The following is a 17,185-nucleotide window of genomic DNA, read 5'->3' as shown; positions in this document are numbered from 1 at the left end:
AGGACCCGCCGTTGACCCGGACACCGCTCGACGTGCTGAACCCGGCGACCGAAGAGATCGTCGCCACCGTGCCCGCCGCCACCGCCGAGGACATCGACGCCGCCGTCCGGCGCGCCGCCCGCGCCCAGCGCGGCTGGGCGGCCGTCGCCCCGGCCGACCGGGCCCGGCTGCTGCGCTGCTTCGCCGACACCGTCGACGGGCATCTCGAAGAACTGGCCCGCCTGGAGGTGCGCGAGGCCGGACACCTCATCGCCGCCGCGCGCTGGGAGGCGGGCAACGTCCGCGACCTGCTGCTGTACGCCGCCGGCGGCGCCGAACGCCTCAACGGGGCGCAGCTCCCCGCCCCCGGTGGCTTCAGCGTCACCTTCCACGAACCGCTCGGCGTCGTCGGCGTGATCGCCCCCTGGAACTTCCCGATGCCGATCGCCGCCTGGGGCACGGCCCCCGCGCTCGCCGCCGGCAACGCCGTCGTCCTCAAGCCGGCCGAGACGACTCCGCTGACCGCGCTGCGCCTCGCCGAACTCGCCCTGGAGGCCGGGCTGCCCGAGGGCCTCTTCCAGGTCGTGCCCGGGGAGGGGAGCGTCGCGGGCCGCGCCCTCGTCGACCACCCGGACGTCGCGAAGATCGTCTTCACCGGCTCGACCCGCACCGGCCGCGAGGTCATGGAGCGGTGCGCCGCGCGCGTCACCCCGGTCACCCTCGAACTCGGCGGCAAGAGCCCCAGCATCGTCTTCGCCGACGCCGATCTGCCCCGCGCCCTCGACCCGTTCTCCTTCCTCGACAACTCCGGCCAGGACTGCTGCGCCCGCACCCGCATCCTCGTCCAGCGCTCCGTCCACGAGGAGTGCGCGGCGCTGCTCACGGACGCGCTCGGCGCCGTCGTCGTCGGTGATCCGCTGGACGAGAAGACGCAGATGGGCCCGTTGATCTCGCGCAGACAGCTGGAGCGCGTCCAGGGGCTGGTGCCACCGGCCGCCCCCGGCATCCGGGGCACCGCGCCCACCGGGCCGGGGTTCTGGTTCCCGCCGACCGTGCTCACCGGGGAGGCGGCCGACTCCGCCGCGGCCACCGAGGAGATCTTCGGGCCCGTCGCGGTCCTGCTGCCGTTCACCGACGAGCAGGACGCCGTCCGCCTCGCCAACGCCACCCCGTACGGCCTCGCCGGCTCGGTCTGGACCCGGGACCTCGGCCGTGCCCTGCGGGTGTCCGGCGCCGTCCGCGCCGGCAATCTCTCCGTCAACTCGCACTCCGCCGTGCGCTACTGGACCCCGTTCGGCGGCTACAAGCAGTCCGGGCTCGGCCGCGAACTCGGCCCCGACGCCCTGACCGCCTTCACCGAGACCAAGACCGTCTTCATCAGCACGGAGGGCTCCGCACCGTGACCGACTCACCGCCGCAGGAGAACATCTGCCGCCGCCTCGTCGGCCGCACCGCCGTCATCACCGGCGCCGGCAGCGGCATCGGCCGCGCCACCGCGCGCCGCCTGGCGGCCGAGGGCGCCCGCGTGGTGTGCGGCGACATCGACGAGGTGACGGGCGCGCAGGCGGCCGAGGAGGTCGACGGGACCTTCGTCCAGGTCGACGTCACCGACGCCGGCCAGGTCGAAGCGCTCTTCCGGACCGCCCACGACACGTACGGCTCGGTCGACATCGCCTTCAACAACGCGGGCATCTCGCCGCCGGACGACGACTCCATCCTGGACACGGGCCTCGACGCCTGGAAGCGCGTCCAGGAAGTGAACCTCACCTCCGTGTACCTGTGCTGCAAGGCCGCGCTCCCGTACATGCGGCGCCAGGGCAAGGGCTCCATCATCAACACCGCCTCCTTCGTGGCGCGGATGGGCGCGGCGACGTCGCAGATCTCCTACACCGCCTCCAAGGGCGGCGTCCTCGCCATGTCCCGGGAGCTGGGCGTGCAGTTCGCACGGGAGGGCATCCGGGTGAACGCCCTGTGCCCCGGCCCGGTCGACACCCCGCTGCTCCGGGAACTCTTCGCCAAGGACCCCGAGCGGGCGGCCCGCCGCCTCGTGCACATCCCGGCCGGCCGGTTCGCCGAGGCCGACGAGATCGCGGCCGCGGTCGCCTTCCTCGCCAGCGACGACGCCGCGTTCGTCAACGCCACCGACTTCCTGGTCGACGGCGGTATCTCCGGCGCGTACGTGACACCCCTGTAGGAACCCTGTGGGCGGGCCGCCCACGCGTGTACGGTCCACTCACATGCGTAACAGTCATGTTGCCGCGTGGACTTCGGCCGTGGTCACCACCCTGGTGGCCGCGGCTCTCGTCTCCCCTGCGGCCGCCGCCACGTCCGCGTCCACCCCCGCGCCCCGCGCCTGCCCGCAGCTGTCGCACAAGCTGCCGTGGTACGGCGACAACCGCGCCCACCTCCAGCAGATGATCGACGAACGGGGCAGTTGCGCGGGCCACCGCGGACCCCGCCCCGTCGCCGCGTTCGACTGGGACAACACCGTCACCAAGAACGACGTCACCGACGCGACCATCGCCTGGTCGCTGCGGCACGACAAGATTCTGCGCCCCGCGAGCTGGAAGAAGACCAGCAAGTGGCTGACGGACGATGCCGACAAGGCGCTCACCGCGGCCTGCGGCACCCGCGTCCCCGCCGGCAGACCGCTGCCCACCTCCAAGGACACCGACTGCACGGACGAGATCTTCAACATCCGTGAGTCCGGCAAGACGATGAGCGGCGCCGCCGCGTTCGCGGGCGAGTGGAACCACCGCCGCACCGTGCCCCAGTACGCCTGGGTGCCGCAGCTGTTCGCCGGGCACACCGTCCCCGAACTGGAGTCGTACGCCGCCGCCGCCCGCAAGGAGGCCCTCGCCGCCCCGGTCGGCGCCACCCAGAAGCTGGGCACGCACACCATCCCCGGCTACGTCCGCTACTACGCGCAGCAGCGCGATCTGATCCGTACGCTCCAGCGGGCCGGCTTCGACGTCTACATCGTGTCGGCCGGCTCCGAGCCGGTGACCGAGGTCTGGTCGCGCGGCGTCGGCATCGACCGCGCCCACACCGTCGCGATCCGCTCCGTGCTCGACCGCAAGGGCCGCATCACCACGTACAACGAAGGCTGCGGCGGCGTTCCCCGCAACCAGGGCGAGGCCATCCCCTACATCGACGGCAAGCGCTGCTGGATCAACCAGGACATCTTCCACATCAAGGGGAAGCAGGCCTGGAAGCAGCAGCGCCCCGGCAAGCGCATCGCGCTCGGCGGCGGGGACGCCGACACGGACGTGACGTTCGTCGGCGACGCGACCGGCGCCCACCTCGTGCTCAACCGGAACAAGAACGAGATCATGTGCCGCGCCTACGACGACGCCGACGGACGCTGGGTCGTCAACCCGATGTTCATCGAGCCGCTGCCGCGCAAGAACGGCACGTACCCGTGCTCCACGGCCGCCTACAACCTCCCCGAGGGCGGCTTCGGACCGGTGCTGCGCGGTGACCGTTCGGTCGTGCCCGACCAGACCGACACGGTGTACTGAGCCCGCGGAAGCCCGTGCCCACGCCCGCGAGGGATCACAGGAACGTGTACCCCTCACCCCGGTACGTGGGCACGGTCGCGGTCACCGTGTCGCCCGCCACCAGGTGCAGCACCTCGAAGCGCTCGCACAGTTCACCGGCCTTCGCGTGCCGGAACCACACCTTGTCGCCGATGAGCAGGTCGTCGGCGGCCGCCCCCAGCAGCGGCGTCTGCACCTCGCCCGGCCCCTCCTGGGCGTCGTAGCGCAGCCCCTCCGGCAGGTACGGCACCGGAAGCCGGTCCGCGCCGGCGGCGCCCGACGCCGGGTAGCCGCCGCCGAGCACCGTCACCACGCCCACCCCCGGCCTGCGCACCACCGGCTGGGCGAAGAGCGCGGCCGGACGGCCGGTGAACGACGTGTAGTTGTCGAAGAGCCGCGGCACGTACAGGCCCGAACCGGCGGCGATCTCCGTCACCGCGTCCTCGGCGGCGGTGTGCTGCACACTCCCGGTGCCGCCGCCGTTCACGAACTCCAGCTCCGGCGCCACCGCCCGTACGGCCCGCACCACCTCGCGGCGCCGGGCGGCCAGCTCCTTGCGCGCCGCCGCCTGCATCAGCCGGATCGCCCGCGACCGCACCGGACGCCCCGTCAGCGCGTCCCCCACCCCGGCCACATGACCCTCGTACGCCATGATGCCCACGAGCCGGAACCCCGGCCGGCGGGCCACGGTCCGGGCCAGCTCGGCGAGTTGGGCCGGGGTGCGCAGTGGCGAGCGCAGCGCGCCGACCCGCACCCGGCCGCCCAGCGGCCGCCACGACGTGTCGAGCTCCAGACAGACACGGATCTCCTCGCCGCCGCCGTCCCGGGCGTCGTCGATCAGCCGCAGCTGCGCCACGTCGTCGACCATCACGGTCACCGCGCCCGCCAGCTTGGCGTCGTGCGCCAGCTCCGCGAAACCGGACCGGTCCGCGGACGGGTACGCGAGCAGCACGTCCTCGAACCCGGACCGCGCCAGCCAGACGGACTCCGCCAGCGTGAACGACATGATCCCGGCGAACCCGTCCCGGGCCAGCACCCGTTCGAGCAGCGCCCGGCAGCGCACGGATTTGCTGGCCACCCGGATCGGCTTCCCGGCGGCACGGCGTACGAGGTCGTCGGCGTTGGCGTCGAAGGCGTCCAGGTCGACCAGGGCGAGCGGGGCGTCGAGAGAAGCGGTGGCCCGGTCGAAGCGGGCGCGGTCCGCGGCGCGCGGTGTCATGACCGAAGCCTGCCAGACGCGATTACCGCAGGGTAGAGGGACGTTCCGGGCAGATCGGCCGAGGCCGTGGACTGCCGGACCCGGTCCAGGGACAGGCCCGTTAGAGTGACGCGCACGCAGGCTGAGGAAACGGGGAGGCATGAGCACGGAAGCCCGACGTGTCCCGCCGCGTCCCTCGACGCCCCCGCCCCCGGCGACCCCGCCGCGGGCCCCCCTCCCGGCGACGACACCCCCCATGCCCGCGACGCCACCCCCACCACCCCCCTCGGCCCGCTTCCCGGACACCCCTCCGCCCCCCGCACAGACACCCCGCGCGACCCCCCTCCCACCGATGTCGCCCCCGCCAGGGGCCGCGGGGAACGGCGCGGGCAACCGCACCCCGTCGACCCGCGCGCTCCCTCTCCCACCGGAGTGGACCCCGCCAGGGGGCGCGGGGAACGGCGCGAGCAACCACACCCCACCGGCACCCGCGACCACCACCCCCTCCCCCCACGGCGCCGAGGCGCACCTCAACGAAACCACCACCCGCCTACGCCCCGTACCCCCGACTCCGCCACCCCCCACCCGCGCCCCCCACACCCCCCAACCCCCCCGCAGACCCATAGGCACCGTCGACCTGACCCCCACCCCCGCCACGGCCGGCAGGCCCTTCGTGCGGTTCGCCCGCCCCGAGCACTACGACGACCGCACCACCCGGCTGCGCCCCGTCGGCACCCGCCTGCCCCCGCGCGCGGCCGCCGCGGCCGCCTGCCTCGTGCTCGGTCTCGGCCTGATCGGCGGCGCCGCCACCGGCACCCTGCTCACCGGCGGCGGCACCGACGCCGCCGTGACCGCGCAGAGCGCCTACCGCGACGCCGCCGGCCTGTGGCACGCCATCCCGGTCGACCAGCTCTTCCCCCGCACCCTGAACGGCGAGGGAGCCGGCCCCGGCGGCGCCGACCGCACCTGGACCCGGATCGGCGTGGCCCCCGACAGCGGCTGCCGGAAGGCCTTCGACCCGCTGCTGTACAAGGCGCTGCGCCCGGCCGGCTGCCTGCGCCTGCTCCGGGCCACCTACACCGACGCCACCCAGAGCAACGTCACCACCGTCGGCCTGCTGTTCACCGGCGCCGACGCCGAGGCGTCCCAGGCGCTGCGCACCCGCTTCACCGAGGAGGGCCTGGACCGCCGCGCCGACCTCGTACCCCGCCCGTACGCCGTCCCCGGCACCGACGCGGCGCACTTCGGCGACGCCCAGCGCGCGTCCTGGTCGCTCAACGTCCTGACCGACGCCCCGGTCGTCGTCTACGCCGTCTCCGGCTTCGCCGACGGCCGCACCGTCGCCGAGCCCCAGCCCGCCGCCGAGGCGATGAAGGCGGGCGCCACCACCGCCCCCGCCCAGGCCGGCCTCGGCCACGAGGCCCAGGGCATCGCCGACCGGGTCGAACGCGGCCTGCGCAAGGCCGTCCAGAAGTCCACGGAGCAGCCGTCATGAACCGCCGCCACCGCCTCGCCGCCCTCACCGGCGCCGCGGCCCTCGCCGTGCTGCCGGCCGCCGCCGCGCACGCCGACTCGGTCCGCGCCCAGCAGTGGGGCCTGGCGGCGATGCATACCCAGGAGGCGTGGCGGACCACACAGGGCAAGGGCGTCACGGTCGCCGTTCTGGACACCGGCGTCGACGACCAGCACCCCGACCTCGCGGGCAACGTCCTCGCGGGCAAGGACCTCATAGGGTTCGGCGCCGGGCGCGGCGACGACTCCTGGGCCCGGCACGGCACCGCCATAGCGGGCATCATCGCGGGCCACGGGCACGGCGCGTCAGGCGGCGACGGCGTCATCGGCATCGCCCCGCAGGCGAAGATCCTGCCCGTGCGCGTGATCCTGGAGGACGGCGACCCGTCCCGCGCCAAGGCCCGCGAGAGCCGGGGCGACGCGCTGGCCGACGGCATCCGCTGGGCCGCCGACCACGGCGCCGACGTCATCAACCTCTCCCTCGGCGACGACTCGCCGACCGCCCACGCCGAGTCGGGCGAGGACGAAGCCGTCCAGTACGCGCTGAAGAAGGGCGTCTGCGTCGTCGCCTCCGCGGGCAACGGCGGCAAGAAGGGCGACCACATCTCCTACCCGGCGGCCTACCCGGGCGTCATCGCGGCCACCGCCGTCGACGCGGCGGGCCACCGCGCGGACTTCTCCACCCGCCGCTGGTACGCCACCGTCGCCGCCCCCGGCCGCGGCATCGTCACCGCCGACCCCGACCGCAAGTACTACTCGGCGTGGGGCACCAGCGCCGCCTCCGCGTTCGTCTCCGGCGCCGTCGCCCTGGTCCGCGCCGCGCACCCGGGCCTGAAGCCGTCGCAGATCAAGCAGCTGATGGAGGACACCGCGCAGGACCCGCCGAGCGGCGGCCGCGACGACTCGCGCGGCTTCGGCACGGTCGACCCGGCCGCCGCGATCCAGGCGGGCGGGCGGCTGGAACCGCGGGGCCTGACCTCGGCGGCGTACGGCGAGAAGTACTTCGGCGCGGGACCGGACGACCCCGACGACGACGGCCCGGCCGGCTGGGTCGCCCCGGTCGCGTACGTCCTGGGCGCGCTGCTCCTCGGGGCGGCCGTCCACCTGTGGCGCGGCCGCCGGCTCAGCCGGCGTCGCTGAGCGCCCGCACCGCGGCCTTCGCCACGCCCTCCACCAGCGCGATCCCGCCGTCCTCGGCGGGGTTCCCCGCGGAGAGGACGGCCACCAGATACCGGCTGCCGGCCACGTCGATGCGCCCGACGCTGTTGATGTCCCACAGCTCGGTGGTGCTCCGCCGCAGCCATCCGTTCTTCAGCTCGCGGCCGCCCGAGCCCGCCGCGGAGACGCCCCACGCCTGATCGGCCACGACGTTCCCCATCAGCTCTTGTACGTACGCCCGCGACGCCGCGCCCAGTGCCGAGTCCCCGACGCCGAACACCTGCCGGAGCAGGAGGAGCTGGTCGGCGGCCGTGGTCTGCGTGAGGCCCCAGAAGGGCCCGTTCCCGCCACGGGTCTGCGTCAGCCCGAGCCGCTCGTTCGCCGCGTCCAGGCCGTCCGCGCCGCCGATGACGTCCCACAGGGCGGTCGCCGCCGCGTTGTCACTGCGTTCGATCATCGCGGTGGCGTACGTCCTTTCCTGGGCGGTCAGGGCCCGGCCCTCGTCCTGCGCCCGCAGCAGCAGGGCGCACAGCACGTCGACCTTGACCACGCTCGCGGTGTCGTACGTCCCGTCGCCGGAGGCGTAGACCGCACTCGTCCCGGCGGCCACGTCGAGCACGGCCACCGAGACCGGCCCGTCGTGTCCGGCGGCCGCGGCGCGCACCGCGGCGGCGAGCGCGCTGTCGCGGTCCACGGCGGCCGAGGCAGCGGGAGAAGGAGTGGGAGACGGCGACACGGAGCCCTCCTCGGCGGTGGCGACCTTCGACACGAGGGCGGTCGCGCCGTGCGCCTGCGTCCTCACGTAGACCGTAGTGCCGGCGGTGGCGGAGCGGAGCACCGCCGACGCGACGGCCACGTGGACGAGGGTGCGGCGGCGACCGGGCCGTGCCCGCCACCGGTTGCGGTGAGCCATGGGACCGAGGGTGCGGCGCGGTCCTGTGGGGACCATGAGGCGCACCTCTGGGTCCGCTGAGAACCCGGCCCCAGCCGCTCGGTAGGGTCGGTGGACGTGGCGAACAAGAACATTCCCGACCCCGGCTTCTCCGATGACGACGGCACCGCGGACCCGCGCCTGGCCGCGGCCCTGGCCGCCTGGGAACAGGACCGCACGGACCACGGCCCCGTCCTGGAGGCGCTGAAGGGCGCCCGCCTGCTGGTCCCCGTCGTCGCCGTACTGGGCGAGGTGGAAGAGGACGAGAACGGGCTGCGCCGCGAGAAGAGCAGCGACATGGCGGTCCCGACGCTCAAGGCGGGCGGCCGCACCGCGCTGCCCGCCTTCACCTCCACGGACTCCCTGGCCCGCTGGGACCCCGCGGCCCGCCCGGTCGCCGTCCCGCTCCACCAGGCGCTCCAGGCCGCCGCCCACGAGAAGGCGGACACCGTCGTCCTGGACCTCGCGGGCCCGGTCCCGTACGAGCTGACGGGCGCCGCGCTCTACGCCGTGGCCGAGGGCCGCACCACGGCCGACCCGCTGGCCGACCCGGCGGTCACCGCCGCGGTCCGCGCCGCCGTCGCCGCGGAGCCCGCGGTGGCCCGGGCCCACCTGGGTCCCGGCTCCGCGGACGGCGTCCTCGCCCTGGTCCTGGCCCCCGGCGCGGACCCGGCGACCACCGCGCGGGCCGTGGCCGGGCGCATCACCGCCGACGAAACACTGCGGGCCCGCCTGGTACGCGGCCTCGACCTGGCACTCCTGCCGGCCGAGGCCACGCCACCCGGCGAGCCCCTCTACGTACGGGAAAGCGTTTAGCCGTACACGGCCCCCGTGTACTTCTCGCCCGGGCCCTGGCCCGGCTCGTCCGGCACGAGGGACGCCTCGCGGAAGGCCAGCTGCAGCGACTTCAGGCCGTCGCGCAGCGGCGCCGCGTGGAAGGAGCTGATCTCGGTGGCACTGCCGTCGAGCAGCCCGGCCAGGGCGTGGATCAGCTTGCGGGCCTCGTCGAGGTCCTTGTGGGCGTCGCCCTCCTCGGTCAGGCCCAGCTTCACCGCGGCGGCGCTCATCAGGTTCACCGCCACCGTCACGATGACCTCGACGGCGGGCACCTCGGCGATGTCGCGGGTCAGCGCGTCGTAGTCGGGGCCGGCCGGGGCGGCGGCGGAGGCGGCGGAAGGGGCTTCGGGGGTGGCGTCACTCATGTGTCCCACGATATGCCGCCCGTGCGCGGACCCCGTCCGCGCACCCGGTTGGGCGCACCCCCCAAATGCTGCTAACCTTGTGTGACGACCGGCCGGACACCCACGTCCACGACCTGAGTGACCGGCCCACAAGTGGAGGCTCCGATTCTCCCACCTGACCGCCTTCACGGGCGGCGGGTCACCGGTCAGACGGTCCCCATCGTTCCGTACGGACGATGGAACCGTCCGAGCTTGCGCCCCGCGGTCCACCGTGGCGGTGCTCCGGTAATTCTTCGGGGCCCCGCGCGTGTACCGTCCGGGGCATTTTTTCTGTTCCGGCACGGTTGGTAGTCATCAGAAAATACGCGGCGGTCCGCCAGGCCGTCGTGTGGTGCTAACCGAGGAGGATCCATCAGCGCCGAGCCCCGCATCAACGACCGGATTCGCGTTCCCGAAGTGCGACTTGTCGGTCCCAGCGGCGAGCAGGTCGGGATTGTTCCGCTTGCCAAGGCCCTTGAGCTTGCTCAGGAGTACGACCTCGACCTCGTCGAGGTGGCGGCGACCGCCCGCCCGCCCGTCTGCAAGCTCATGGACTACGGGAAGTTCAAGTACGAGTCGGCCATGAAGGCCCGTGAGGCGCGCAAGAACCAGGCGCACACGGTCATCAAGGAGATGAAGCTCCGGCCGAAGATCGACCCGCACGACTATGACACCAAGAAGGGTCACGTCGTCCGGTTCCTCAAGCAGGGCGACAAGGTCAAGATCACGATCATGTTCCGTGGTCGCGAGCAGTCCCGGCCGGAGCTCGGCTACCGACTGCTGCAGCGGCTCGCGAACGACGTCGAAGACCTCGGGTTCATCGAGTCGAACCCGAAGCAGGACGGCCGAAACATGATCATGGTTCTCGGGCCGCACAAGAAGAAGACCGAGGCCATGGCCGAGGCCCGCGAGGCGCAGGCCGCCCGCAAGGCCGACGCGAAGGCCAACCCCGGCAAGTCGCAGAACGTCGCCGAGGACCAGGCTTCCGAGGATGACGCCCAGGCTCCGGCCGAGGCGTCCGCCGAGACCCCCGCCGAGGCTCCTGCCGAGGCATGATCCGGCGGCGTACAGCCTGTGCGCCCCGGATACCCACTGACACAACTGACGTTCCACCACGGCCGGTTCGAGCCCACGGCACGAACCGGCAGGGACGCCACTGACGAGGAGAGAACGGCGCTATGCCGAAGAACAAGTCGCACAGCGGTGCCAGCAAGCGCTTCAAGGTCACCGGCTCCGGCAAGGTGCTCCGTGAGCGCGCCGGCAAGCGCCACCTGCTCGAGCACAAGTCGTCGCGGCTGACGCGCCGCCTCACCGGCAACGCCGAGATGGCTCCGGGCGACGCCAAGAAGATCAAGAAGCTTCTCGGCAAGTGACGTACCGGCGCCTGCGCGCCGCGCACGTCGGCTAGACCGGGACCTATTCGAATTCGGGCCGGGTGAGTCCCACCCCGGCCCCGCTACAAGGAGTTAACAAGTGGCACGCGTCAAGCGCGCAGTCAACGCGCACAAGAAGCGTCGGGCGATCCTCGAGCAGGCCAGCGGCTACCGCGGTCAGCGTTCGCGTCTGTACCGCAAGGCCAAGGAGCAGGTCACCCACTCCCTGGTCTACAACTACAACGACCGCAAGAAGCGCAAGGGCGACTTCCGTCAGCTGTGGATCCAGCGCATCAACGCCGCTGCCCGCCAGAACGGCATGACGTACAACCGCCTCATCCAGGGTCTGAAGGCCGCCAACATCGAGGTGGACCGCAAGATCCTCGCGGAGCTGGCCGTCAACGACGCGAACGCGTTCGCGGCGCTGGTCGAGGTCGCGCAGAAGGCGCTGCCGTCGGACGTCAACGCGCCCAAGGCCGCGGCCTGACGCTCCGCTGAGCCGGTGTAATCGGACCCGCAGGTCAGCCGGCCTGCGGGTCCGACGCGTTCGGCACCCCGTCTGCCGTCGTCTGTCGTCCGCCGTGCGCAGTCCGGTCGTGGCTGGTCGCGCAGTTCCCCGCGCCCCTTCGGGGGCGCTCTGTCCCCAGGTGAGTTCCTATGGTTGCCGCTCCTGAGCTGATCTCCGCCAAGTCGTCCCGGGTCTCCGCCGCCCGGCGGCTGGCCAGGCGGAACTTCCGGGGCAAGGAGAGGCTGTTCCTCGCCGAGGGGCCGCAGGCCGTGCGGGAAGCCGCGGCGCACGGGTCGCTGGTCGAGATGTTCGCCACGGTCGAGGCCGCCGAGCGGTACGCCGACATCGTCGCCGCGGCCCGCGGCGTCGAGGCCCGGGTGCACCTCGCCGACGAGGACGTCATCGCCGACATCTCCACGACGGTGACCCCGCAGGGCCTCGTGGGCGTCTGCCGGTTCCTGGACACACCGTTCGAGGAGATCCTCGCGGCCCGGCCGAAGCTCGTCGCCGTCCTCGCGCACGTCCGCGACCCCGGCAACGCCGGCACGGTGCTGCGCTGCGCCGACGCCGCGGGCGCCGAGGCCGTGGTGCTCACCGACGCCTCCGTCGACCTGTACAACCCCAAGGCCGTCCGCGCCTCGGTCGGCTCCCTGTTCCACCTGCCGGTCGCGGTGGGCGTCCCCGTCGAGCAGGCCGTCGCCCGGCTGAAGGAGGCCGGCGTGCGCATCCTCGCCGCCGACGGGGCCGGGGCCGACGACCTCGACGACGAGCTGGACAAGGGCACCATGGGCACCCCGACCGCCTGGGTCTTCGGCAACGAGGCGTGGGGGCTGCCCGAGGAGACCCGGGCCCTCGCCGACGCCGTCGTGCGCGTGCCCATCCACGGCAAGGCCGAGAGCCTCAACCTCGCGACGGCCGCCGCCGTCTGCCTGTACGCCTCCGCGCGCGCCCAGCGCGCCCCCGGCGGATGCCGCCGCTGAACGCTCCGGGGCGCACGCTCCGGCGGGGTCCCTGGTGACTGGTCGTCAGTCACCCGCGGCTAGTAGGGTGGCGCACTCGGGGCCCACTGTGCCGTCTCGAGAGGTGGGGTACGGGGAGATGACGGTCCGCACCAGCAGGACTGACGGGATGAGCACCCCCCCGGGGGCGGCCGCGCCCGGTCCCGCCGGAGCGGGCCTGCACCCCGACGACCTGCCCGACGGACTCGTCGTCGCCGACGAGAGCGGCCACGTCGTCGGCTTCAACCGCGCCGCCGAGCGCATCACCGCCGTCCCCGCCGCCCGCGCCCTCGGGGCGCCGCTGGAGCGCGCGCTGCCCCTGGAGGACCTCGAAGGCCGCCGCTGGTGGCAGCTGACCGACCCCTACGGCGGCCTCGCCACCCGCAAGGGACAGCCCGAGCGGAACCTGCTGCTGCCGGGCGGCCGGGAGGTCCTGGTCACCGCGCGGTACGTGCGCGCCCACCCCACCGGCCCCGTGCGCCGCGTCATCGTCTCGCTCCGCGACACGGAGGCCCGCCGCCGCACCGAGCGCAGCCACGCCGAGCTGATCGCCATCGTCGCCCACGAACTGCGCTCGCCGCTCACCTCGGTCAAGGGGTTCACCGCGACCCTGCTCGCCAAGTGGGAGCGGTTCACCGACGAGCAGAAGCGGCTGATGCTGGAGACCGTCGACGCCGACGCGAACCGGGTGACGCGGCTCATCGCCGAGCTGCTCGACATCTCGCGGATCGACTCCGGCCGCCTCGAACTGCGCCGCCAGCCCGTCGACCTCGGCGCCGCCGTCTCCCGGCACATCCAGGCCCACGTCGCCGCCGGCCAGTCCGCCGAGCGGTTCCTGCTCCGCGTGGAGCAGCCGCTGCCCGACCTGTGGGCCGACCCGGACAAGGTCGACCAGGTACTGAGCAACCTGCTGGAAAACGCGGTGCGCCACGGCGAGGGAACCGTCACCATTGACGTCGAGCCCGCCACGACAGCCAGGGAATCCACCTCGGTCACCGTCAGCGACGAGGGCCCCGGCATCCCGGAGGAGTCCATGAACCGCGTCTTCACCCGCTTCTGGCGGGGCAGCAAGCGCGGCGGCACCGGGCTCGGCCTCTACATCGTCAAGGGCATCGTCGAGGCCCACGGCGGCACCATCACCGTCGGGCGGGCGCCCGGTGGCGGCGCCCGCTTCCGATTTACGCTGCCCGTGGCGGCCCCGGCGTACCTCAACGCCTGAGCACCGGCCCCACGGGCGCGTTCGCACACGTCACCACCGTTAGACTCGTCCTTTGGCACCTTGCGTCTCCACGTCCGGACGAGTCATGGACGGGGCCATCCGCCAGCCAATCGGAAGTACGGGAAGAGATGTCGGCACCGAACAAGTCGTACGACCCTGTCGAGGTCGAGGCACTGAAACCGGAAGAGATCGAGCGCGTGCAAGGCGAGGCGCTCGCCGCCTTCGCCGCTGCGGACTCGCTCGAGGCGCTTCAGGAGGCCAAGGTCGCGCACACCGGCGGCACGTCGCCGCTGTCGCTCGCCAACCGCGAGATCGGCGCGCTGCCGCCGCAGGCCAAGGCCGCGGCCGGCAAGCTCGTCGGTCAGGCCCGCGCCGCGGTCGGCCGCGGCCTCGCCGCCCGCCAGGCCGAGCTGGAGGCCGAGCGCGACGCGCGCGTCCTGGTCGAGGAGGCCGTGGACGTCACGCTGCCTTACGACCGCACCCCGGCCGGCGCCCGCCACCCGCTCACCACGATGATGGAGCGCGTCGCGGACGTCTTCGTCTCGATGGGGTACGAGATCGCGGAGGGCCCCGAGGTCGAGGCGGAGTGGTTCAACTTCGACGCCCTGAACTTCACGCCGGACCACCCGGCGCGGCAGATGCAGGACACCTTTTTCGTCCAGGGCCCGCAGGGCACCACGGGCGACGAGAGCGGTGTCGTGCTGCGCACCCACACCTCCCCGGTGCAGGCGCGCTCGCTGCTCGAGCGCGAGCTGCCCGTCTACATCGTCTGCCCCGGCCGCGTGTACCGCACCGACGAGCTGGACGCCACGCACACCCCCGTCTTCCACCAGATCGAGCTGATCGCCGTGGACGAGGGCCTCACCATGGCCGACCTGAAGGGCACCCTCGACCACATGGTCCAGGCGCTCTTCGGCGACGACATGAAGACCCGGCTGCGGCCCGCGTACTTCCCGTTCACCGAGCCGTCCGCCGAGATGGACATGGTCTGCTACGTGTGCCGCGGCGAGTCCGTCGGCAATCCGGACCGGCCCTGCCGCACCTGCGGCAGCGAGGGCTGGATCGAGCTGGGCGGCTGCGGCATGGTCAACCCGCGCGTGCTGACCGCGTGCGGCGTCGACCCCGAGAAGTACAGCGGCTTCGCCTTCGGGTTCGGCATCGAACGGATGCTGATGTTCCGCCACAACGTCGAAGACATGCGAGACATGGTCGAGGGTGACGTCCGTTTCACCCGGCCGTTCGGGATGGAGATCTGATGCGGGTCCCGCTTTCCTGGCTGCGGGAGTACGTCGACCTCCCCGTCACCGAGACCGGCCGCGACGTGCAGGCCAAGCTGGTCGGCGTCGGCCTGGAGGTCGAGACCGTCGAGCAGCTCGGCGCCGACCTCAAGGGCCCCCTCGTGGTGGGCCAGGTGCTGACCATCGAGGAGCTGGAGGGCTTCAAGAAGCCGATCCGGTTCTGCACCGTCGACGTCGGCGCCGCCAACGGCACGGGCGAGCCGCAGGAGATCGTCTGCGGCGCCCGGAACTTCCAGGTCGGCGACAAGGTCGTCGTCGTGCTGCCCGGCGCCGTGCTGCCCGGCGGCTTCGCGATCGCCGCGCGCAAGACGTACGGCAAGACCTCGCACGGCATGATCTGCTCCACCGACGAGCTGGGCATGGGCGACGACGGCACGCACGGCATCATCGTGCTGCCACCGGAGCACGAGGTGGGCACCGACGCCATCGAGCTGCTCCAGCTCGTCGACGAGGTGCTCGACATCGCCGTCACGCCCGACCGCGGCTACTGCCTGTCGATGCGCGGCATCGCCCGCGAGACCGCCACCGCGTACGGCCTGCCGCTGCGCGACCCGGCCCTCCTGGACGTGCCCGCACCGAACGCGCACGGCTACCCCGTGCAGGTCTCCGACCCGATGGGCTGCGACCGCTTCACGGCCCGCACGGTCACCGGGCTCAGCCCCGAGGCCCGCTCGCCGATCTGGCTGCGGCGCCGGCTGCAGAAGGCCGGGATGCGCCCGATCTCGCTCGCCGTCGACGTCACGAACTACGTGATGCTCGAGCTCGGCCAGCCGCTGCACGCCTACGACCGGTCCCTGGTCCAGGGCGCGATCGGGGTGCGCCGCGCCCTGTCCGGCGAGAAGCTCACGACCCTCGACGGCACCGAGCGCACGCTCGACGCCGAGGACCTCGTCATCACCGACGAGCGCGGCCCCATCGGCCTCGCCGGCGTGATGGGCGGCGCCGACACCGAGATCGCGGACCACGCGGAATCGGCCGGGACCACGGACGTCGTCATCGAGGCCGCGCACTTCGACGCCCGCACCATCGCCCGCTCCTCGCGCCGCCACAAGCTCTCCTCGGAGGCCGCCAAGCGCTTCGAGCGCGGCACCGACCCGCAGGCCACGGCCGCCGCGGCGCAGCGCGTCGTCGACCTGCTGGTGCTGCTCGCCGGCGGCACCGCCGAGCAGGGCGTCACCGAGGTCATCGCGCCCGGCGCCCCGCGCACCATCACCGTCCCGGCCGACCACCCGGACCAGGTCGCGGGCGTCCACTACGGCCGCGAGACCGTCGTGCGCCGCCTCCAGGAGGTCGGCTGCGACGTCTACGGACAGGATGTCCTCGCGGTCACCGTGCCGTCCTGGCGCCCCGACCTGACCGACCCGAACGACCTGGCCGAAGAGGTCATCCGCCTGGAGGGGTACGAGAACCTGCCCTCCACGCTGCCCAGGCCCCCCGCGGGCCTCGGGCTGACCGAGCGGCAGCGCACGCACCGCCGGGTCGGCCGCGCGCTGGCCGGCGCCGGCTATGTCGAGGCGCTGAACTACCCGTTCATCGGCGAGGGCGTCTTCGACCAGCTGGGCCTGGAGAAGGACGACCCGAAGCGCCGCGTCGTCACCCTCGTCAACCCGCTCTCCGACGAGGAGCCCGCCCTCCGTACGACGCTGCTGCCGGGGCTGCTCGCGGCGGTGCGCCGCAACGACGGGCGCGGCAGCCACGACCTCGCCCTCTTCGAGACCGGCCTGGTCTTCCACCCGCGGGGCGAGCCGGGCACCGCCACGCGGCTGCCCGTCGACCGGCGGCCCACCGCCGAGGAGGTCGCGGAGCTGACGGCCGTCCTCCCGGACCAGCCCCGGCACGCCGCGGTCGTCCTGGCCGGCGCCCGAGGACAGACCGGCTGGTGGGGCAAGGGCACCCCGGCGACCTGGGCCGACGCCGTCGAGGCGGCGCGCGCCGTCGCCCACGAGGCGGGCACCGACCTCACCGTCGAGCAGGGCCAGTACGGGCCCTGGCACCCCGGCCGGTGCGCCGCGCTGTACGTCGTGATCGACGGGGTCAGGACGCTCGTCGGCCACGCCGGTGAGCTGCACCCGCGCGTCGTCAAGGCCTTCCACCTGCCGGCCCGCACCAGCGCCATGGAGCTCGACCTCGACCTCGTCGAGCGGGCGAGCGCCGGTGCTCTCGTCGGCGGTGCGGCGGTTGCGTACGGCGGGTGCGGAGGTGGTGGTGGGGACCTGTCCGGACCTGGGTTCGGTCGAGCCGGTGCAGCAGCC

Annotated in this window: 16 protein-coding genes; 13 read left to right on the top strand and 3 right to left on the bottom strand. The window is 73.4% G+C overall.

Translation table 11 applies throughout. The annotated features are described in order from the left end of the window. Positions 1–11 precede the first annotated feature (11 nt). The 3 genes from ABZY33_RS26695 to ABZY33_RS26685 are packed head-to-tail and all read left to right on the top strand — an operon-like array spanning position 12 to position 3,500. Positions 12–1,382, top strand: a complete 1,371-nt coding sequence (locus tag ABZY33_RS26695) for an aldehyde dehydrogenase family protein (RefSeq protein WP_356494221.1) — start codon at positions 12–14, stop codon at positions 1,380–1,382. Next, the gene (locus ABZY33_RS26690) at positions 1,379–2,173 is read left to right on the top strand and encodes a 3-oxoacyl-ACP reductase (RefSeq protein ID WP_356494220.1); all 795 of its coding nucleotides are present in this window, start codon (positions 1,379–1,381) and stop codon (positions 2,171–2,173) included. Before ABZY33_RS26695 ends, ABZY33_RS26690 begins: the two co-directional genes overlap by 4 nt. Before the next feature lie 43 nt (positions 2,174–2,216). Then, complete coding sequence (locus tag ABZY33_RS26685) at positions 2,217–3,500, top strand: haloacid dehalogenase-like hydrolase (RefSeq protein ID WP_356494219.1); 1,284 nt, start codon at positions 2,217–2,219, stop codon at positions 3,498–3,500. A 34-nt stretch (positions 3,501–3,534) separates the two neighbouring features. On the opposite strand, the gene ABZY33_RS26680 is transcribed toward ABZY33_RS26685, so the two are convergent. Beyond that, complete coding sequence (locus tag ABZY33_RS26680) at positions 3,535–4,737, bottom strand: amino acid deaminase/aldolase (protein WP_356494218.1); 1,203 nt, start codon at positions 4,735–4,737, stop codon at positions 3,535–3,537. Positions 4,738–5,389: 652 nt separating this feature from the next. Between ABZY33_RS26680 and ABZY33_RS26675 the strand changes: the two genes are divergently transcribed. Together ABZY33_RS26675 and mycP are read left to right on the top strand one after the other, a co-directional pair. Continuing rightward, entirely contained in the window at positions 5,390–6,211 is an 822-nt protein-coding gene (locus ABZY33_RS26675) for a hypothetical protein (protein ID WP_356494217.1), read from the top strand. Next, on the top strand, positions 6,208–7,368 hold the full coding sequence (mycP, locus tag ABZY33_RS26670) for a type VII secretion-associated serine protease mycosin (protein WP_356494216.1): 1,161 nt from the start codon (positions 6,208–6,210) through the stop codon (positions 7,366–7,368). The genes ABZY33_RS26675 and mycP overlap by 4 nt, the downstream gene beginning before the upstream one ends. On the opposite strand, the gene ABZY33_RS26665 is transcribed toward mycP, so the two are convergent. Further along, entirely contained in the window at positions 7,352–8,299 is a 948-nt protein-coding gene (locus ABZY33_RS26665; protein WP_356494215.1) for a serine hydrolase, read from the bottom strand. The genes mycP and ABZY33_RS26665 overlap by 17 nt on opposite strands. 96 nt (positions 8,300–8,395) lie before the next feature. On the opposite strand from ABZY33_RS26665, the gene ABZY33_RS26660 reads away from it, so the two are divergent. Then, a complete protein-coding gene (locus tag ABZY33_RS26660; RefSeq protein WP_356494214.1) occupies positions 8,396–9,133 on the top strand; it encodes an SseB family protein in 738 nt (245 codons plus the stop codon). Here the strand turns inward: ABZY33_RS26660 and ABZY33_RS26655 are convergent. Beyond that, positions 9,130–9,519 (bottom strand): DUF1844 domain-containing protein, encoded by a 390-nt coding sequence (locus tag ABZY33_RS26655; protein WP_356494213.1) that lies wholly within the window; start codon positions 9,517–9,519, stop codon positions 9,130–9,132. The genes ABZY33_RS26660 and ABZY33_RS26655 overlap by 4 nt on opposite strands. Positions 9,520–9,909: 390 nt before the next feature. Between ABZY33_RS26655 and infC the strand changes: the two genes are divergently transcribed. The 7 genes from infC to pheT all read left to right on the top strand — a co-directional run. Further along, complete coding sequence (gene infC, locus ABZY33_RS26650; protein ID WP_356494252.1) at positions 9,910–10,593, top strand: translation initiation factor IF-3; 684 nt, start codon at positions 9,910–9,912, stop codon at positions 10,591–10,593. Between the two features lie 122 nt (positions 10,594–10,715). Beyond that, positions 10,716–10,910, top strand: coding sequence for a 50S ribosomal protein L35 (gene rpmI, locus ABZY33_RS26645; protein WP_007829094.1), 195 nt, complete (start codon positions 10,716–10,718; stop codon positions 10,908–10,910). 100 nt (positions 10,911–11,010) lie between these two features. Beyond that, positions 11,011–11,397, top strand: coding sequence for a 50S ribosomal protein L20 (gene rplT / locus ABZY33_RS26640; protein WP_356494212.1), 387 nt, complete (start codon positions 11,011–11,013; stop codon positions 11,395–11,397). A gap of 170 nt (positions 11,398–11,567) precedes the next feature. Beyond that, positions 11,568–12,398: an RNA methyltransferase gene (locus tag ABZY33_RS26635; RefSeq protein WP_356494211.1), complete on the top strand. Its 831-nt coding sequence runs from the start codon at positions 11,568–11,570 to the stop codon at positions 12,396–12,398. A gap of 148 nt (positions 12,399–12,546) precedes the next feature. Further along, positions 12,547–13,635, top strand: a complete 1,089-nt coding sequence (locus ABZY33_RS26630) for an ATP-binding protein (protein ID WP_356494210.1) — start codon at positions 12,547–12,549, stop codon at positions 13,633–13,635. 128 nt (positions 13,636–13,763) lie between these two features. Then, positions 13,764–14,891: a phenylalanine--tRNA ligase subunit alpha gene (pheS, locus tag ABZY33_RS26625; protein ID WP_356494209.1), complete on the top strand. Its 1,128-nt coding sequence runs from the start codon at positions 13,764–13,766 to the stop codon at positions 14,889–14,891. Next, positions 14,891–17,185, top strand: a 2,295-nt coding sequence (gene pheT, locus ABZY33_RS26620) for a phenylalanine--tRNA ligase subunit beta (RefSeq protein WP_356494208.1), incomplete at its 3' end; no start/stop codon positions are given. The genes pheS and pheT, both read left to right, overlap by 1 nt.

This window comes from Streptomyces sp. NPDC006552, assembly GCF_040611655.1.
In the GTDB taxonomy this organism is placed as follows: domain Bacteria; phylum Actinomycetota; class Actinomycetes; order Streptomycetales; family Streptomycetaceae; genus Streptomyces.
This window is presented reverse-complemented; position numbering and strand designations above follow the sequence as displayed.